A 14,440-nucleotide genomic window follows, 5' to 3' on the forward strand; every position below is an offset into this window, starting at 1 on the left:
TTCTGCGTTTTATTCAATAAAAATGGCCCAAAAGGGCCATTTTTATTGGGCGTTTGAAAATGAAAGGCTAGACGATATCTAACAGTTCAACTTCAAATACCAGGGTACTGAATGGTGGGATAGAAGCACCGGCACCACGCTCGCCATAAGCGAGGTTATAAGGGATAGTCAGTTCCCATTTAGAGCCAACAGGCATCAATGTCAGCGCTTCAATCCAGCCAGCGATAACACCATTAACCGGGAACTCAGCAGGCTCACCACGCTGTACAGAACTGTCGAATACGGTGCCATCTACCAGTTTACCTGTGTAGTGGACACGGACATGATCGGTACGGGCAGGAATAGTGCCTTCACCCTGAGTCAGCACGCGGAATTGCAGGCCTGATTCAGTGCTGTTCACGCCTTCTTTCTGCGCGTTAGCTTCCAGGTACTTCTGGCCTTCAACAGCTAGCTCTTTTTGACGTTCCTGACGTACTGCATCAGCGCGTTCATGCACTTCGCGCAGAGCGCGATGAACCACGTCTACTGGTACTACTGGAGTATTACCTTCCAGTGCGTCAGTCAGGCCAGCCAGCAGAGCTTCTGGCAGTAAACCTTCTAAGCCAGATTCACTCAGTTGTTGACCTATCTGTAAACCAATACCGTAGCTTGCTTGTGCTTCAACGCTGTCAAAAGCAGGAGTTGTCATGAATTATCCTTTTGAGGGTTTGAATATCAGCGGCAAGCATAACAGCGTTATACCTGCCCGGTAAAATGCAATTGACCCGCAGGTGCTAAAACAGGAACAATGTGTTCTACAGGCTCAGTGCGTTTAAATTTTTTAAAATGCATAAGGCAGTCAGCACTATTTAATGGATTTATGAGCATATGAGGAGGTTAGCGATGCGATTCGCCGTGAAACCCTGGTTGATAAAGATCTGGCACGCACCTGAATATTTCAGAATTCTGGATCCCCTCCCTCCGGCGCACCGTCGCGGGATAATTGCCTGTGCGATAGTTATCTCTGTCTGCTTCTTATGGCCGGATGATGCACCGCCTCCTAAGCCTCAGGCTATCACGCTAAATAACGACGCAGCTCTGCCATTACAGGCAAATCTGGTGGTGCCTTCTTACGATAGCAGTGAAAATCAGTCGATACCGCAAGAGAATACTTCCACTCCACCAGCAGAAGCGGCCCTTCAGAATAATGACGAAGAGAGTCAATGGCGTACCTATCAGATTGCGCCGGGGCAAACCATGGCACAATTATTCCGCGATAATAATTTACCTCCCACAGATGTCTACGCCATGGCACAAGTCGAAGGAAGTGATAAAGCCTTGAGCAATCTGCAAGCGGGTCAGACGGTTCGTATTCGTGAGAATGAAGATGGGGTGGTGACAGGATTAACGATTGAAAATGAAAAAGACAACAGACAAGTCCATTTCACTCGCCAGCAGGACGGTAGTTTCAGGCTAGGACGTTAGTCTTAACGGTTTTTTCTGACTACGCGACAAATAAAAACGCCAGCACGAGGCTGGCGTTAAAAACGGTGTGAATAATTAATTATTCAGCAACAACGTTTACAGTCAGTTTAGCGAATACTTCGCTGTGAACCTGGAAGTCCACTTCGTGCTCACCGGTGGTGCGCAGAACGCCGTTCGGCAGGCGAACTTCACTCTTAGCAACGTCAACGCCAGCTGCAGTAACTGCATCAGCGATATCACGTGTACCGATAGAACCGAACAATTTACCTTCGTCACCCGCTTTAGAAGCGATAACTACGGTTTCCAGTGCGGTGATTTTCGCAGCGCGTGCTTCGGCAGCAGCCAGAACGTCAGAAAGCTTAGCTTCCAGTTCAGCACGACGAGTTTCGAAAAACTCCACATTTTTCTTAGTAGCAGGAACAGCTTTGCCCTGTGGTACTAAGAAGTTACGAGCATAACCCGCTTTAACGTTAACCTGATCACCCAGGCTACCCAGGTTTGCTACTTTATCAAGCAGAATAACTTGCATTACCTTATCCTCTCAAAGTCGTATTAATGGACCGTGACCGATTACTGATGACGATCAGTGTACGGCAACAGAGACAGGTAGCGAGCGCGTTTGATAGCGCGAGCCAGCTGACGCTGATACTTAGCACGGGTACCGGTGATACGGCTTGGGACAATCTTACCGCTTTCGGTGATATAGTTTTTCAGCGTAGCGATGTCTTTATAGTCAATCTCTTGAACGCCTTCCGCGGTGAAACGGCAGAACTTGCGACGACGGAAATAACGTGCCATATGGCTAGTCTCCAGAATCTATCAAATCAATCTGCTCGGCATGCAATACCATTTTGTTCAGGCCATTTTTTGTCTGATGACAACTGATAAAACCATGAACAATTAATTGCGTGCCGACCGTTATACTGTGAGTAATGGCTTGGTTCGTCCGCCCGCTAACGATCACTGGCATTCGGCACCACGCCTGCCGGTTAAAACCAGCTTCCTCTTGTACAGAACGGTGCTCAAGCACGAACTGACAATGAGGAATTCCTGAGGGGCTGACCTTACGAAGCGGTGTCTTACACACTATGCCAGACAACACTAACCGGTTGGCCATCATCAGAATTACTCTTCAGAATCCCCAGCATCTGCATCGTCAGCGGTTTCGCTAGCGAAATCATCACGACGCTCACGGCGTTCGTCTTTCGCTTTAACCATTGGAGATGCTTCGGTAACCGCGTGCTTAACGCGCATAACCATGCTGCGGATAACGGCGTCGTTGAAGCGGAAGTTAGTTTCCAGCTCATCAATCACTTCCTGCGGAGCTTCAACGTTCAGCAGAACGTAGTGAGCTTTGTGCAGTTTGTTGATTGGGTAAGCCAGTTGACGGCGGCCCCAGTCTTCCAGACGGTGGATCGTACCTTCTGCTGCAGTGATTGCACCAGTGTAACGTTCGATCATACCCGGAACCTGTTCGCTCTGGTCAGGATGGACCATAAAAACGATTTCGTAATGACGCATCGAATTGCTCCTTACGGATTATTCAGCCTCCTGTCAGGGCAGCCGCGGCCCATGGAAGCAAGGAACGTTGTTTGAAATGCGGCTGAAAAATTGACGCGTAATAATACTTATACCACTGACTAAATTCAAGGTCTGAGTGGATTAATTTTGTGCAAAACGGGGGCTATTCTTTAATGCTTTGAATTAAAGAAGAAATCATTTCAAATTCTGTTCGAAAAAAGCCGTGGTTGCGCTCAGCGCCGAGGGAGTAATGCGGTGTTTTACGCCAGGCTCCAGTATACAGGTCAGCTGTGTATCCAGTTGCCTGGCGGTGAGTGCCTGTTGCAGGCGCTGGGTATCAGTAACAGGAACCATGTCATCGTCTTCGCCATGCCACAATAACAGGGGGCGATTACCTAGTCTGGCAAGCTGGTGTTCAATATCATAAGGCGCTAATGCAGCTATCACCTTGTCATTCTCCGCCAGGAGCGGTGGAAACAGCGTTTGTGCCAGAGAAGAAAAGTAGCCCGAACCCATCAGACAGGCAACGGCACGCACCTCAGGATGACGCGCCATAATGCCAAGCGCCGTCATTCCCCCCATTGACGCGCCGGCAACCGCCATTTTATTGTCCGCAATCCATGATTTTTCTAACGCCAGTTGATGAAGTTCAGGGAATTCATCAATGTTTGTTTGCAGAATCGACCAGAATTGCTCCAGACGACGATTTTCATCGCCGCTAAAGCGCGCACCGTGCTCATCGGCATCCGGCATAATGACTCTGAACCCTGCCTGCGCTAAGGCAACGGCAAAATAGCTGTAAACCAGCTTCGATGAAAGAAATCCGTGATAAAAAAACAGGGTGGGTAGAGGTGTTTCACGTAACCCGGAGGGTGTCGCGTGTAAAAACTCCCTTCCGCCAATTTTATCGAGATTAATCTCTATCACAGGTCACCATCCTCAATATTTGCTGTCAAAAATAACAAACGTCACCACCGATTATTAGCAGGATGAGATCTGGCTTGCAATTTTCATTTTTCACTCATCAAAAAATGTGTCGAAGATAACAAATAACGGGCATTTATCCTCCCAGGAAACACATTCAAACTATAATAAAAACATGATGAAATGGGGCTGAAGAGGCAACTCTCTCGGTTATCGCTGACTGATTAATAGCGTTATATTTTAAGCCATTAAACTTGAATTGTAATAAAAATGTTAATTGAAAGTCACATATAGCCGAATACATTAACAAAGATATAACGAATCTATCTGTCGTTATTCACATTTAAATAACGTGAAAAATGAAGGATAGAAGTTTTACCGGCAATGATGCCAGTATCATTTCGAGCATTATCCCTGTTATTGATAAGCCTTTATTTCTGATGGATATGTCTGTGAGTTATTAATAAATAAACATTATTTATTGATATTTACACATGCTTTCACAGATTTATTCTTTATTGTGCACAATGAACTGCGAGCTCAGGAAAGAACCGTAGTTTAATTCTGCAAAGGAATGTCCAGCGCTATCGGGATATGAATAAGAAGGAGCCGACAATGAAACGATCAAATGCCTTAACGACCTTGCTCTCATCTATGAGGCTACTCCCGCCCATGGCTCGTTCTGCTGAAGATGTCGCTGCAGACTGCGTCACCGGGTTAAATGAAATTGGCACAATGTCTGTCAATGACATGACAGGCAGTCCGTATGATGTGGAAAAGGTTATCGCCCTGAAAGCCAGTCAACAAGGGGCATCCTATTACCGTATTATCCAGCTTGAAGAAGATTTACCGACTGAAAGCTGGCAAGCACAAGTGATTATCTATGCCTGAAAAATTTCAGCTTCATCACCCATGGCACGGTCAGACAGGTATTTAATGATATTAACCGATTAAACATCATTTAATACCGGTCCCGGCCATCGGTGGTGTAAGCGATTTAAGTCTTTATGTCCCACTGGTTATACCAGCCTGTTGCCCTCCAGCGCCTGTCGAATATTAATTTAATTCAAACTCGCGGCCTTATCTCACAACCCTTTAATCCTCCGATTGCGAAAAAGAATGCCCTTCCCCCTGCCAGCCAGTTTGCTGTAAAAATTGTTCCCAGCTAAGCGTGTTGGGGTTAATTTCTCTACTCCATCGCACGTCGCGCTCTTTTGTGTAGTAGCCATAGCGAACCGCATATTCGGTCATGCCGTTAATTTCATCCACTACGCCATCACTGCCCACAAAACTCGGGAAATGATGTAATAGTTCATCACGCGTGAAAGCGGAACGATAAACGGCTTTTTTGCCGGTAACACGACAGAATATCTCAACAATTTCGCGAGGGGAGAGAAACTCGCCGATGACCGGTAATGTCTGTCCGGCATATTTTTTCGGATTATCCAGGATCTCGAGTACTGCTGGCCCGGTTGCAGTAAGCGGATCAACGAAAGGGGCCCGAAAATCTTCCGGCAGATAGAGAGGGAAAATCAGCTCGTCACCATCCAGATAAGGTTGATAATATTCAATAATATTAGTGTAGAAAAAGGCGAGCTGAATAAACGAACTGCTAACAGGTAAAGTACGAATATAGTCCTCGATTTTACCTTTATCCGTGAAATGAGGAGCCCATAGCTGGCCGCCGGTAATTTTTTCGATATTTTCCAGACTACTGAAAACAATGTGCTTTACACCTGCTTTCACTGCCGCATCAGCCATCTGATATCCCAAAGCCGCTTCTGGCGTTTCTGCGCCACTCGCTTCTGGAGCAAAGCCCGGCGTCATCAGGAATACACCGTCAGAGCCGCTCAAGGCTTCAGTCAATTGCTGGCTATCAGCTGTCGGCGAAATCTCTTTAAGTTCAGCGCCCAACTGAACCAGTTCCTGTGCTACAGGAGAATGGCTATTACGTGTCAGAGCTCGAACCCGATAGCGCTGACTTGCCAACAGGGTACGGGTCACACTGCGCCCTTGTTTACTCGTGGCACCAAAAACCGTAATACGGAGTTTATTGTCAGATAACATCTTCACTTTCTCTTCTAAACTGTGGAGATACCATTATCAAAATGGCTGAGAGATAAGTGAAATCGATTCTTTTATGACAAGGAATCCATCCTATGGATACCAGAAAAATAGATTTGAACCTGCTACTGACTCTGGAAGCGCTGCTGATTGAACAAAACGTAACGAAAGCCGCAGTACGCCTTCATCTGAGCCAGCCCGCAGTCAGCGCTCAGCTTAATCGACTGCGGGATCTCTTCCAGGATCCGCTGTTTATTGCTGGCCGACGCGGTATGGCTCCCACGGCGAAAGCCCTGGAACTGGTCGCTCCGCTCAGTGAAGCGCTGGGGAAGATACGTGTCACGTTGCAATCTCACCAAGGGTTTGTGCCGGAAACTGACAGCCTGACGGTGACGCTAGCGGGTACTGACTATATACAAGCGGCTGTGATGATGCAGCTGGTAGCAGAGCTACAGGAAGCAGCACCAGGCGTACGTGCTGCTATCAAACACTATGATCCAGACCGGGTAGAACAGCAGCTGATTGAAGGTCAGGTAGATGCGGTGATTGCCACCCCTTCGGCGATGCAGCCCCATTTACGGGCGTATCATCTGTTTTACGAAAGCTATGTATTAGTCGGGCGTGCTGGTCATCCCAGCCTGCAAGGCAATCTGACGATGGCTGATTTCGCAACATTGAAACATATTATCGTCTCTCCTTCCGGAGGCGGGTTTACCACCCCGGTTGACAGTATTCTGGCGACAGCGGGCCTCAAGCGCGAAATAGCGGTCTCTGCGGCATCTTTTCTGTTTATTCCCGGTATGGTGGCTATCAGTGATTTAGTCGCCCTGGTACCCGGGCGACTGATACAGCCCCCCTTTAACCAGCTATCTGTTGCTGAACTTCCCTGGCTTAAAGAGCGTTTTGAAGTGAGCCTGATCTGGCATGAACGCAGCCATAATCATGCGGGTCATCGCTGGCTGAGGGAGTTAATAATTGCCCGTATAGCAGAGAACTGTGGTGTCTGACATATTTTGAACCAGGGCAGATTGACTGCCCCGTTTTCTGGATTTATACCCGCAGTTATGAGTAATGGCCCGGTTCAGGATATGCACCCGTTGCATACCAGCGGCCTACGCTACGTAATTTGTATTCCGCCGGATTATGCAGAGTATGAACGCGTACATTACGCCAGAAACGATCGAGCCCGCGTTCACGCAACGTCGAGCGGGTTCCCATAATAGCAAAGATTTTGCTACTCACTTCGAGTGCCACTTCTCCAGCAAATACGTTGGCTGTAGCAATAACAACGGCAGCTTCTCCACGCGTTTCGGCGCCCAGCTCCACGCCCTGACTCCAGGCATTATCCAGAGCAACCAAAGCGTTATCAGCCAGCGCTGTTGCCGCGGCAACCTGGGTATAAAGCTCACCAAACTGACGCTGGATACCCGGATCGTCGGTCGCTTTTTCAACCCCGGATGTCCCCCAGGCGCGCGCATGCTCACGGACATATTCCCGCGCTTCAGCCAGAGCTCCCTGGGCTGAACCAATAAAGACATTGAGCAAGACGCTTTGTGATAGCAGAGGGCCTATCGTACCGTAAGCCCGTTCACTATTGGCCTCTCCGTCAAATACTTCACTCGGCTCAACGCGCACATCGGTAAATTCTGTAGTGCCACTGCCCGTCTGGCGCTGACCAAATGAATCCCAGTCGTCATTGACCTTTACGCCCGGGCGAGAAGTGGGGATCGATCCAAATAATAGCACTTCGTTTTCGTCATCTTCCCAGGAGATCATCAAATTATCTGACCCCGGAGCACCGGAACAATAAGGTCTGACCCCGTTGAGCAGATAACCGCCGTCGGACTGGCGCTTTCCTTTTAAACTTCTTGAGGCAGCATTTACCGCATTGCCCCAAAAAATCTGCGGGTTATTAGACAAGATATAATAGTACTCAGCATGTTTAGCATGAGAACGGTAGCTAGCTGAGGCAATAGCAAGATAATGATAACCAAGCAGATGCCCGAGAGCGGAATCCGCCTGTGAAATAATGCGCACTAGGCGTAATAACACTGACCAGGGTACTCCCTCTCCGCCATAAACCTTGGGTACTACCAGGTGCAGCAAGCCGCTTTCACGTAGTAATGTCAGTTGGGCGTACGGAATACCGCCTGCTTTATCTCGCTCTGCGGCATCAAGCATAAAGCTTGCTGCAAGCTGCCGGGCTATCTCATAATAATGACTGTAAGGCGTCACTTTATCGTTCACGGTAAAACTCTCCATTATTATTCAAGCCAGCGTTAGTACCAGACAGAAATTAAGGCTTCTTTGCCAATATAGTTATTATTCAGTTATTTTTACCGAGAGTTTTCACTTCGGAGAAAGGTTCGGTTGAAATTAATACTTTAACCTTTTTTCAGGTATCTCATGAAAGTAATACCCAGGCGACTTGCAGTATCATCGGGACAGATACTCCGATAAATAAAGGGTTAATATCTCTTTGATTCCCGACTTCGGGAGGGTACTCAGCCGTGTTATCTGAAACAGTAAAATCACCATAGCGGACTTCACTATTAAAGTGAGTTTTTAATGTATCGTACTGTTCATTATTTGCAGTTAAATGAAAGCAAGATTTAAGCAACTCCAGCCCTACAAAAAAATCATCTTTTTGCATATTTTGTATAAGTACATGCTGGTTTTGCATAGTAAACTCCGGACCTGATAAATTGCGCTTTTTATTGTGAATAGCTCATAGAAACAATTTATGCTAATACGGTTTTGATTTAGTACAAATATGAAATATCGCTTTATAAAATCAGAATTGTTGTAAGCCAAAATAGCTATCAGTGTGGAATATCAGAACAGAAATAAGGGTATCTGCTGTCTGAGGGTATAGCGGGAAGATGGGCGGTACTACAGGGGCTCAGTTACCGAACCCCTGTACGATTAACTATAAAATACGCTGGCGTACAATTTCAAACAGGCAAACCCCGGTAGCAACCGAAACGTTCAACGAAGAAACGCTTCCTGCCATTGGAATGCTGATCAGTTCATCGCAGTGTTCACGGGTCAGTCGGCGCATACCTTCACCTTCTGCTCCCATAACTAAAGCAATGGGTCCGTTAAATTTGCTCTCAAACAGAGTGTGCGTGGCTTCACCGGCAGTGCCGACTATCCAGACATTCGCTTCCTGTAACAGACGCATCGTTCTTGCCAGATTAGTGACCCGAATCAACGGCACATTTTCTGCAGCGCCAGAGGCAACTTTCTTCGCGGTGGCATTGAGCTGAGCAGAACGATCTTTCGGCACAATGATCGCATGTACGCCAGCTGCATCCGCACTACGCAGACAAGCACCGAGGTTATGTGGATCGGTCACGCCGTCAAGGATCAGCAAGAAAGGACGTTCATGTTCTGCCAGGAGATCAGGTAGATCGTTTTCCTGATACTGACGACCCGGTTTTACCCGCGCAATAATACCCTGGTGCACCGCACCTTCTGCTTTGTCATCAAGCCACTGACGATTAGCAACTTGAATCACGACACCCTGCGCTTCCAGAGCCTTAATAAGCGGCATCAGGCGCTTATCTTCACGTCCTTTCAGAATAAACACTTCCTGAAAACGTTGTGGAGCGTTTTCAAGCAAAGCCTGAACCGCATGGATGCCGTAAATAATTTCACTCATTGATTTCACTCATTTCAGACCATGGTGTGTCTGTGTTGATTTATACCCTGCCAGACGCTCTGGCAGGGATAACGATACACCTATCATAACGTCAAGCTACTCGGATGTAGCCTGCTTTTTCGCTGCGCGTTTAGCCTTAGTGGCCGCCGCTATTTTACGGGTTTTATCCGAAGGTGCTTTTGCTTTCTTCGGCTTGCTGCCCGTTTTTTCAGGCTTCACTTTTGCGCTGCCCTTCTCGCTATTACCCGCTTTTTCAGATTTTCCTTTTCCGTTTCCTTTCGCAGGACGGAATGCGCTATCGGGCTCAAAGTTCTGACGCTTACCGGCCTGACGGCGTTTTGAAGATGCACCTGCTGGTTTTTTCTTCGCCCGGTCTTTTTCTGTTTTCCCTTCACCACGAGGTACACGCTGGCTGGAAATCAGAGCAAAGTCGATTTTACGCTCATCCATATGGACGGCTTCAACGCGCACTTCGACTTTATCGCCAAGGCGATACGTTTTGCCGCCTGATTCGCCAATCAACCGCTGACCGACCTGGTCGAAACGGTAATAGTCGTTATCAAGCGAAGAGACGTGTACCAGGCCATCGATAAATAAATCGTCGAGACGTACAAAGAAACCAAAGCCTGTGACGCTGGCAATAATACCGTTAAATACCTGACCTACCTGGTCTTGCATAAAGTCGCATTTCAGCCAGTCAGAGACTTCCCGGGTGGCTTCGTCAGCCCGGCGTTCAGCCATCGAACAATGCTGACCCAGTTGCAGCATCTCTTCCATGCTGTAGTGCCAGCCACCTGACTCGGTGCTATTCCCCTGATGGCCCTGCTCTTTCGCCAGTAAATATTTAATGGCGCGATGCAGCAGTAAATCCGGATAGCGACGAATTGGCGAGGTAAAGTGCGCATAGGACTGCAATGCCAGGCCAAAGTGACCGCGGTTTTCCGGGTCGTAAATCGCCTGTTTCATTGAACGCAGCAGCATAGTTTGCAGCATTTCATGATCCGGGCGATCGGCAATTGAGGTCAGTAACTCCGCGTAGTCGCGCGGTTCTGGTTTCTGCCCACCCGGCAGTTCCAGCCCCAGCTCAGCCAGTACCGAACGGAACGCGGTAATAGCATCATTGCCAGGCCTGTCGTGATCGCGGAACAGCGCAGGTTCATTGTTCTTTTCAACAAAACGCGCGGCTGAAATATTGGCGAGGATCATACATTCCTCGATCAGCTTATGCGCATCATTACGTACCGTTTGTTCTACACGCTCGATACGACGTTCAGCATTGAAGATAAACTTAGCTTCTTCGCTTTCAAAAGAGATCCCGCCGCGCTGTACGCGCGAGACTTCCAGCGCTTTATAGAGATGATGCAGTTCTTCAATATGTTTCACCAGCGGCGCATATTGCTCACGCAACTCTTCGTCACCCTGCAATACATGCCAGACCTTGGTATAGGTCAGACGGGCATGGGAACGCATCACCGCTTCATAGAACTTAGAACCCGTCAGACGGCCGCTCGCTGAAACCGTCATCTCACAAACCATACAGAGTCTGTCGACTTGCGGGTTCAGGGAACACAGTCCGTTGGACAGCACTTCCGGCAGCATCGGCACCACTTGCGATGGGAAGTAAACCGAGGTTCCGCGGTTACGTGCTTCATCATCCAGCGGGGTTGGCGGGCGTACATAGTAGCTAACATCGGCGATAGCAACCCAAAGGCGCCAGCCGCCACCGCGTTTTTTCTCACAGAATACGGCGTCATCGAAGTCGCGGGCATCTTCGCCATCGATAGTCATCAGCGGTAAATCACGCAAATCGACTCGTCCGATTTTCGCTTCTTCCGGAACCTCTTCTTTCAGGCCCGCTACCTGTTCTTCGACTTTTGGTGGCCACACATAAGGAATTTCATGGGTACGCAGTGCCATATCCACGGCCATACCGGTTCCCATATTGTCGCCTAATACTTCAACAATTTTACCGATAGCTTTGGTACGACGTGTAGGTCGCTGGGTGAGTTCCACCACCACCACAAAGCCCATACGCGCGCCCATGATATTTTCAGGCGGGATCAGGATATCGAAACTCAGGCGACTGTCGTCCGGTACTACAAAACCGACGCCGGCATCGGTAAAGTAACGTCCGACGATTTGCCCGGTTCTGGTTTCCAGAACTCGGACAATACGGGCTTCACGACGGCCTTTGCGGTCAGCGCCTAAAGGCTGTACCAGAGCAATATCGCCGTGCATACACATTTTCATCTGCTCGGAAGAGAGGTAAAGGTCGTCTTTACGTCCTTCCACGCGCAGGAAGCCAAAGCCATCACGGTGGCCGATAACTTTGCCTTTGAGCAAATCCAGACGCTCTGGCAAGGCGTAGCACTGACGACGAGTAAAGACCAGTTGTCCGTCACGCTCCATAGCGCGCAGACGGCGACGCAGCGCTTCCAGCTGCTCTTCGTCAGTAATATTTAGTGCTTCTGCCAGCTCTTCTCGGCTGGCGGGTTTTTCACGCTGGGAAAGAAGATCGAGAATAAATTCCCGGCTTGGGATCGGATTTTCATATTTTCCGGCTTCTCTTTCCTGAAAAGGATCTTTTGACATTGCGGTTCCTCCGTTGTCATCTGGATGACTGGTGCGCATCGCGCCAGTTCCAGCAAAATGGGTCAAGCAATGGGTGTCGGTTAATTTTGGGCCGGGTTACTTTTAGCCGGCAGCGCTAAACCGCTCATCCCCTACATCTGTCCTGTCTCACACATTACGCTGAAATCTTAGGACTAAAGTATTGCTGTTGTTCGCTTTAAAGCGAAGTTTTTGGTTTTGAGCCTCAGCATTTTCAATGGTAAGGCTGGAAATTTGCCCGCACGAGGTATCGGTATCCGATAGCCCTGGTGGCGTGTTGATTAATGATGTCACCCTTGTACTGGGGTGAGCCAAACGTCATGGTCTTTTTAATCTTAGTCTTACCAGTCATTTTTGCGGTGAGTAACAACGTTTATAAAGCAAATCTGACACATATAACCGGTAAAAAAAGAGATAACCATCAGCTTCTTAGATGGATAAACGCATGATACAGAATTATCTGTTAGCTATATTGATGATAAACCAGCCGGACGTTACCCGCTAATTTATTTACGGAAGAAGGGGGAAATGGTGGGGAATACAGTGAATGGGGTGCGCAAAGCACACCCCTTACATGTTATGCGTCGAATGGATCACGCAGAATCATGGTTTCAGTCCGATCCGGGCCGGTTGAGATAATATCAATCGGTACACCTGTCAGCTCTTCAATACGCTTAATATAGTCCAGAGCCGTTTGTGGCAAGCCACTGCGCTCTTTTACTCCAAAGGTGGTTTCAGACCAGCCTGGCATCGTTTCGTAAATCGGCTCGATACCTGCCCAGTCATCCGCTGCCATCGGAGTAGTGGTGACTTCGCGGCCATCAGGCATGCGATAACCCACACAGATTTTAACTTCTTTCAGACCGTCCAGTACGTCCAGCTTGGTCAGACAGAAGCCAGACAGGGAGTTAATTTGCACAGCACGACGGATGGCAACAATATCCAGCCAGCCGGTACGACGACGACGACCGGTGGTAGCACCGAACTCGTTGCCCTGCTTGCACAAGAACTCACCGATATCATCAAACAGCTCGGTTGGGAATGGACCTGCACCCACACGAGTAGAGTAAGCTTTAATGATACCCAGAACGTAATCCACATAACGTGGACCGATACCAGAACCTGTCGCTACGCCACCCGCGGTGGTGTTAGAGGAGGTTACATACGGATAGGTACCGTGGTCGATATCCAGCAACGTACCCTGCGCGCCTTCAAACATAATGAAGTCGCCGCGTTGACGTGCCTGGTCTAACAAATCAGAAACATCAACAACCATGCTGGTCAGGATGTCGGCAACCGCCATCACATCGTCCAGTACTTTCTGGTAGTCAACCGCTTCTGCTTTGTAATAATTCACTAACTGGAAGTTATGGTATTCCAGAACTTCTTTCAGTTTATCAGCAAAGGTTGCTTTATCGAACAGGTCACCAACGCGCAGACCGCGACGAGCAACTTTGTCTTCGTAAGCAGGACCAATACCACGACCGGTAGTACCGATAGCTTTGGCACCACGCGCTTTCTCACGTGCAACATCAAGCGCGACGTGATAATCGAGGATCAGCGGGCAAGCTTCAGATAACAGCAGACGTTCGCGGACAGGAATACCGCGGTCTTCAAGCTGTGTCATCTCTTTCATCAGCGCAGCAGGAGACAGTACAACACCGTTACCGATGATACTAGTCACATTGTCGCGAAGAATGCCTGATGGAATAAGATGGAGAACGGTTTTTTCACCGTCAATTACGAGAGTATGGCCTGCGTTGTGTCCACCCTGGTAGCGCACAACATATTTAGCCCGTTCAGTCAGGAGATCAACAATCTTCCCCTTGCCTTCGTCACCCCATTGGGTGCCCAGTACGACGACGTTGTTACCCATTTTTCAAAATCACCGTTTGCTTAAAAATGGATTCTATCACCGGTTTCCATGATGATCAGCCACTTTAGTGCACTAATTAGTATTCTTATGAATGATTTTTAGTCAACCAGCGCTGCGACTCAACATATAGTAGATAACGACCCCAGCAACCACAAGACCACCGCCAAAACGACGCAGCATAGATTCAGGTAATTGTGTAAATGCGATGATCATACGCCGCCATGCCTTGGGATAAAGCATCGGCCCCAGTCCTTCAAGCACCAAAACTAAGGCCAGTGCCAGCCAAATTGTCGAATTCATATGAGGTTATTCCTGCA

At 48.4% G+C, this 14,440-nt stretch carries 16 protein-coding genes; 3 read left to right on the plus strand and 13 right to left on the minus strand.

All coding sequences use genetic code 11. The features are described from left to right. Nucleotides 1-67 precede the first annotated feature (67 nt). Entirely contained in the window at nucleotides 68-688 is a 621-nt protein-coding gene (gene fklB / locus M2387_RS09780; RefSeq protein ID WP_259048966.1) for an FKBP-type peptidyl-prolyl cis-trans isomerase, read from the minus strand. 194 nt (nucleotides 689-882) lie between these two features. On the opposite strand from fklB, the gene M2387_RS09785 reads away from it, so the two are divergent. Beyond that, nucleotides 883-1,464 (plus strand): OapA family protein, encoded by a 582-nt coding sequence (locus M2387_RS09785; RefSeq protein ID WP_259048967.1) that lies wholly within the window; start codon nucleotides 883-885, stop codon nucleotides 1,462-1,464. A gap of 79 nt (nucleotides 1,465-1,543) precedes the next feature. Here the strand turns inward: M2387_RS09785 and rplI are convergent, their stop codons facing one another. The 5 genes from rplI to yjfP form a co-directional block, all read right to left on the minus strand. Beyond that, nucleotides 1,544-1,993: a 50S ribosomal protein L9 gene (gene rplI, locus M2387_RS09790; RefSeq protein WP_259048968.1), complete on the minus strand. Its 450-nt coding sequence runs from the start codon at nucleotides 1,991-1,993 to the stop codon at nucleotides 1,544-1,546. 41 nt (nucleotides 1,994-2,034) lie between these two features. Then, the gene (gene rpsR, locus M2387_RS09795) at nucleotides 2,035-2,262 is read right to left on the minus strand and encodes a 30S ribosomal protein S18 (RefSeq protein ID WP_000135199.1); all 228 of its coding nucleotides are present in this window, start codon (nucleotides 2,260-2,262) and stop codon (nucleotides 2,035-2,037) included. 4 nt (nucleotides 2,263-2,266) lie between these two features. Then, complete coding sequence (gene priB, locus M2387_RS09800; protein ID WP_259049038.1) at nucleotides 2,267-2,581, minus strand: primosomal replication protein N; 315 nt, start codon at nucleotides 2,579-2,581, stop codon at nucleotides 2,267-2,269. An 8-nt stretch (nucleotides 2,582-2,589) separates the two neighbouring features. Further along, nucleotides 2,590-2,985 carry a 30S ribosomal protein S6 gene (gene rpsF / locus M2387_RS09805; RefSeq protein ID WP_121266840.1) on the minus strand — a complete coding sequence of 132 codons (396 nt, stop codon included), beginning with the start codon at nucleotides 2,983-2,985 and terminating at the stop codon, nucleotides 2,590-2,592. A gap of 195 nt (nucleotides 2,986-3,180) precedes the next feature. Next, nucleotides 3,181-3,912 (minus strand): esterase, encoded by a 732-nt coding sequence (gene yjfP, locus M2387_RS09810; RefSeq protein ID WP_259048969.1) that lies wholly within the window; start codon nucleotides 3,910-3,912, stop codon nucleotides 3,181-3,183. Between the two features lie 612 nt (nucleotides 3,913-4,524). On the opposite strand from yjfP, the gene M2387_RS09815 reads away from it, so the two are divergent. Then, nucleotides 4,525-4,800: a YdgH/BhsA/McbA-like domain containing protein gene (locus M2387_RS09815; RefSeq protein ID WP_259048970.1), complete on the plus strand. Its 276-nt coding sequence runs from the start codon at nucleotides 4,525-4,527 to the stop codon at nucleotides 4,798-4,800. 204 nt (nucleotides 4,801-5,004) lie between these two features. On the opposite strand, the gene M2387_RS09820 is transcribed toward M2387_RS09815, so the two are convergent. After that, on the minus strand, nucleotides 5,005-5,976 hold the full coding sequence (locus tag M2387_RS09820) for an NmrA/HSCARG family protein (RefSeq protein WP_259048971.1): 972 nt from the start codon (nucleotides 5,974-5,976) through the stop codon (nucleotides 5,005-5,007). Between the two features lie 92 nt (nucleotides 5,977-6,068). Here M2387_RS09820 and M2387_RS09825 point away from each other — a divergent pair, with 92 nt between their 5' ends. Next, a complete protein-coding gene (locus M2387_RS09825) occupies nucleotides 6,069-6,980 on the plus strand; it encodes a LysR family transcriptional regulator (protein ID WP_259048972.1) in 912 nt (303 codons plus the stop codon). Between the two features lie 55 nt (nucleotides 6,981-7,035). Here M2387_RS09825 and M2387_RS09830 read toward each other — a convergent pair whose 3' ends face one another. The 6 genes from M2387_RS09830 to M2387_RS09855 form a co-directional block, all read right to left on the minus strand. Further along, nucleotides 7,036-8,220, minus strand: a complete 1,185-nt coding sequence (locus M2387_RS09830) for an acyl-CoA dehydrogenase family protein (protein WP_259048973.1) — start codon at nucleotides 8,218-8,220, stop codon at nucleotides 7,036-7,038. Nucleotides 8,221-8,377: 157 nt separating this feature from the next. Next, on the minus strand, nucleotides 8,378-8,656 hold the full coding sequence (locus M2387_RS09835; protein ID WP_259048974.1) for a hypothetical protein: 279 nt from the start codon (nucleotides 8,654-8,656) through the stop codon (nucleotides 8,378-8,380). A 246-nt stretch (nucleotides 8,657-8,902) separates the two neighbouring features. Next, complete coding sequence (rlmB, locus tag M2387_RS09840) at nucleotides 8,903-9,637, minus strand: 23S rRNA (guanosine(2251)-2'-O)-methyltransferase RlmB (protein ID WP_259048975.1); 735 nt, start codon at nucleotides 9,635-9,637, stop codon at nucleotides 8,903-8,905. A 96-nt stretch (nucleotides 9,638-9,733) separates the two neighbouring features. Beyond that, nucleotides 9,734-12,229, minus strand: coding sequence for a ribonuclease R (rnr, locus tag M2387_RS09845; protein ID WP_259049039.1), 2,496 nt, complete (start codon nucleotides 12,227-12,229; stop codon nucleotides 9,734-9,736). Between the two features lie 595 nt (nucleotides 12,230-12,824). After that, nucleotides 12,825-14,123 carry an adenylosuccinate synthase gene (locus M2387_RS09850; protein ID WP_259048976.1) on the minus strand — a complete coding sequence of 433 codons (1,299 nt, stop codon included), beginning with the start codon at nucleotides 14,121-14,123 and terminating at the stop codon, nucleotides 12,825-12,827. Nucleotides 14,124-14,225: 102 nt separating this feature from the next. Beyond that, complete coding sequence (locus M2387_RS09855; RefSeq protein ID WP_259048977.1) at nucleotides 14,226-14,423, minus strand: DUF2065 family protein; 198 nt, start codon at nucleotides 14,421-14,423, stop codon at nucleotides 14,226-14,228. Nucleotides 14,424-14,440: the final 17 nt, after the last annotated feature.

It is taken from the genome of Klebsiella sp. BIGb0407 (genome assembly GCF_024807845.1).
In the GTDB taxonomy this organism is placed as follows: domain Bacteria; phylum Pseudomonadota; class Gammaproteobacteria; order Enterobacterales; family Enterobacteriaceae; genus JGM124.

What these genes read in the sequence shown, in the direction of transcription:
- M2387_RS09835 (WP_259048974.1), bottom strand. Translation starts at nt 8,656, where the DNA reads ATGCAAAACCAGCATGTACTTATACAAAATATGCAAAAAGATGATTTT.
- fklB (WP_259048966.1), bottom strand. Translation starts at nt 688, where the DNA reads ATGACAACTCCTGCTTTTGACAGCGTTGAAGCACAAGCAAGCTACGGT.
- rpsR (WP_000135199.1), bottom strand. Translation starts at nt 2,262, where the DNA reads ATGGCACGTTATTTCCGTCGTCGCAAGTTCTGCCGTTTCACCGCGGAA.
- M2387_RS09855 (WP_259048977.1), bottom strand. Translation starts at nt 14,423, where the DNA reads ATGAATTCGACAATTTGGCTGGCACTGGCCTTAGTTTTGGTGCTTGAA.
- M2387_RS09815 (WP_259048970.1), top strand. Translation starts at nt 4,525, where the DNA reads ATGAAACGATCAAATGCCTTAACGACCTTGCTCTCATCTATGAGGCTA.
- M2387_RS09820 (WP_259048971.1), bottom strand. Translation starts at nt 5,976, where the DNA reads ATGTTATCTGACAATAAACTCCGTATTACGGTTTTTGGTGCCACGAGT.
- rplI (WP_259048968.1), bottom strand. Translation starts at nt 1,993, where the DNA reads ATGCAAGTTATTCTGCTTGATAAAGTAGCAAACCTGGGTAGCCTGGGT.
- M2387_RS09825 (WP_259048972.1), top strand. Translation starts at nt 6,069, where the DNA reads ATGGATACCAGAAAAATAGATTTGAACCTGCTACTGACTCTGGAAGCG.
- rpsF (WP_121266840.1), bottom strand. Translation starts at nt 2,985, where the DNA reads ATGCGTCATTACGAAATCGTTTTTATGGTCCATCCTGACCAGAGCGAA.
- priB (WP_259049038.1), bottom strand. Translation starts at nt 2,581, where the DNA reads ATGGCCAACCGGTTAGTGTTGTCTGGCATAGTGTGTAAGACACCGCTT.
- M2387_RS09850 (WP_259048976.1), bottom strand. Translation starts at nt 14,123, where the DNA reads ATGGGTAACAACGTCGTCGTACTGGGCACCCAATGGGGTGACGAAGGC.
- M2387_RS09785 (WP_259048967.1), top strand. Translation starts at nt 883, where the DNA reads ATGCGATTCGCCGTGAAACCCTGGTTGATAAAGATCTGGCACGCACCT.
- rlmB (WP_259048975.1), bottom strand. Translation starts at nt 9,637, where the DNA reads ATGAGTGAAATTATTTACGGCATCCATGCGGTTCAGGCTTTGCTTGAA.
- rnr (WP_259049039.1), bottom strand. Translation starts at nt 12,229, where the DNA reads ATGTCAAAAGATCCTTTTCAGGAAAGAGAAGCCGGAAAATATGAAAAT.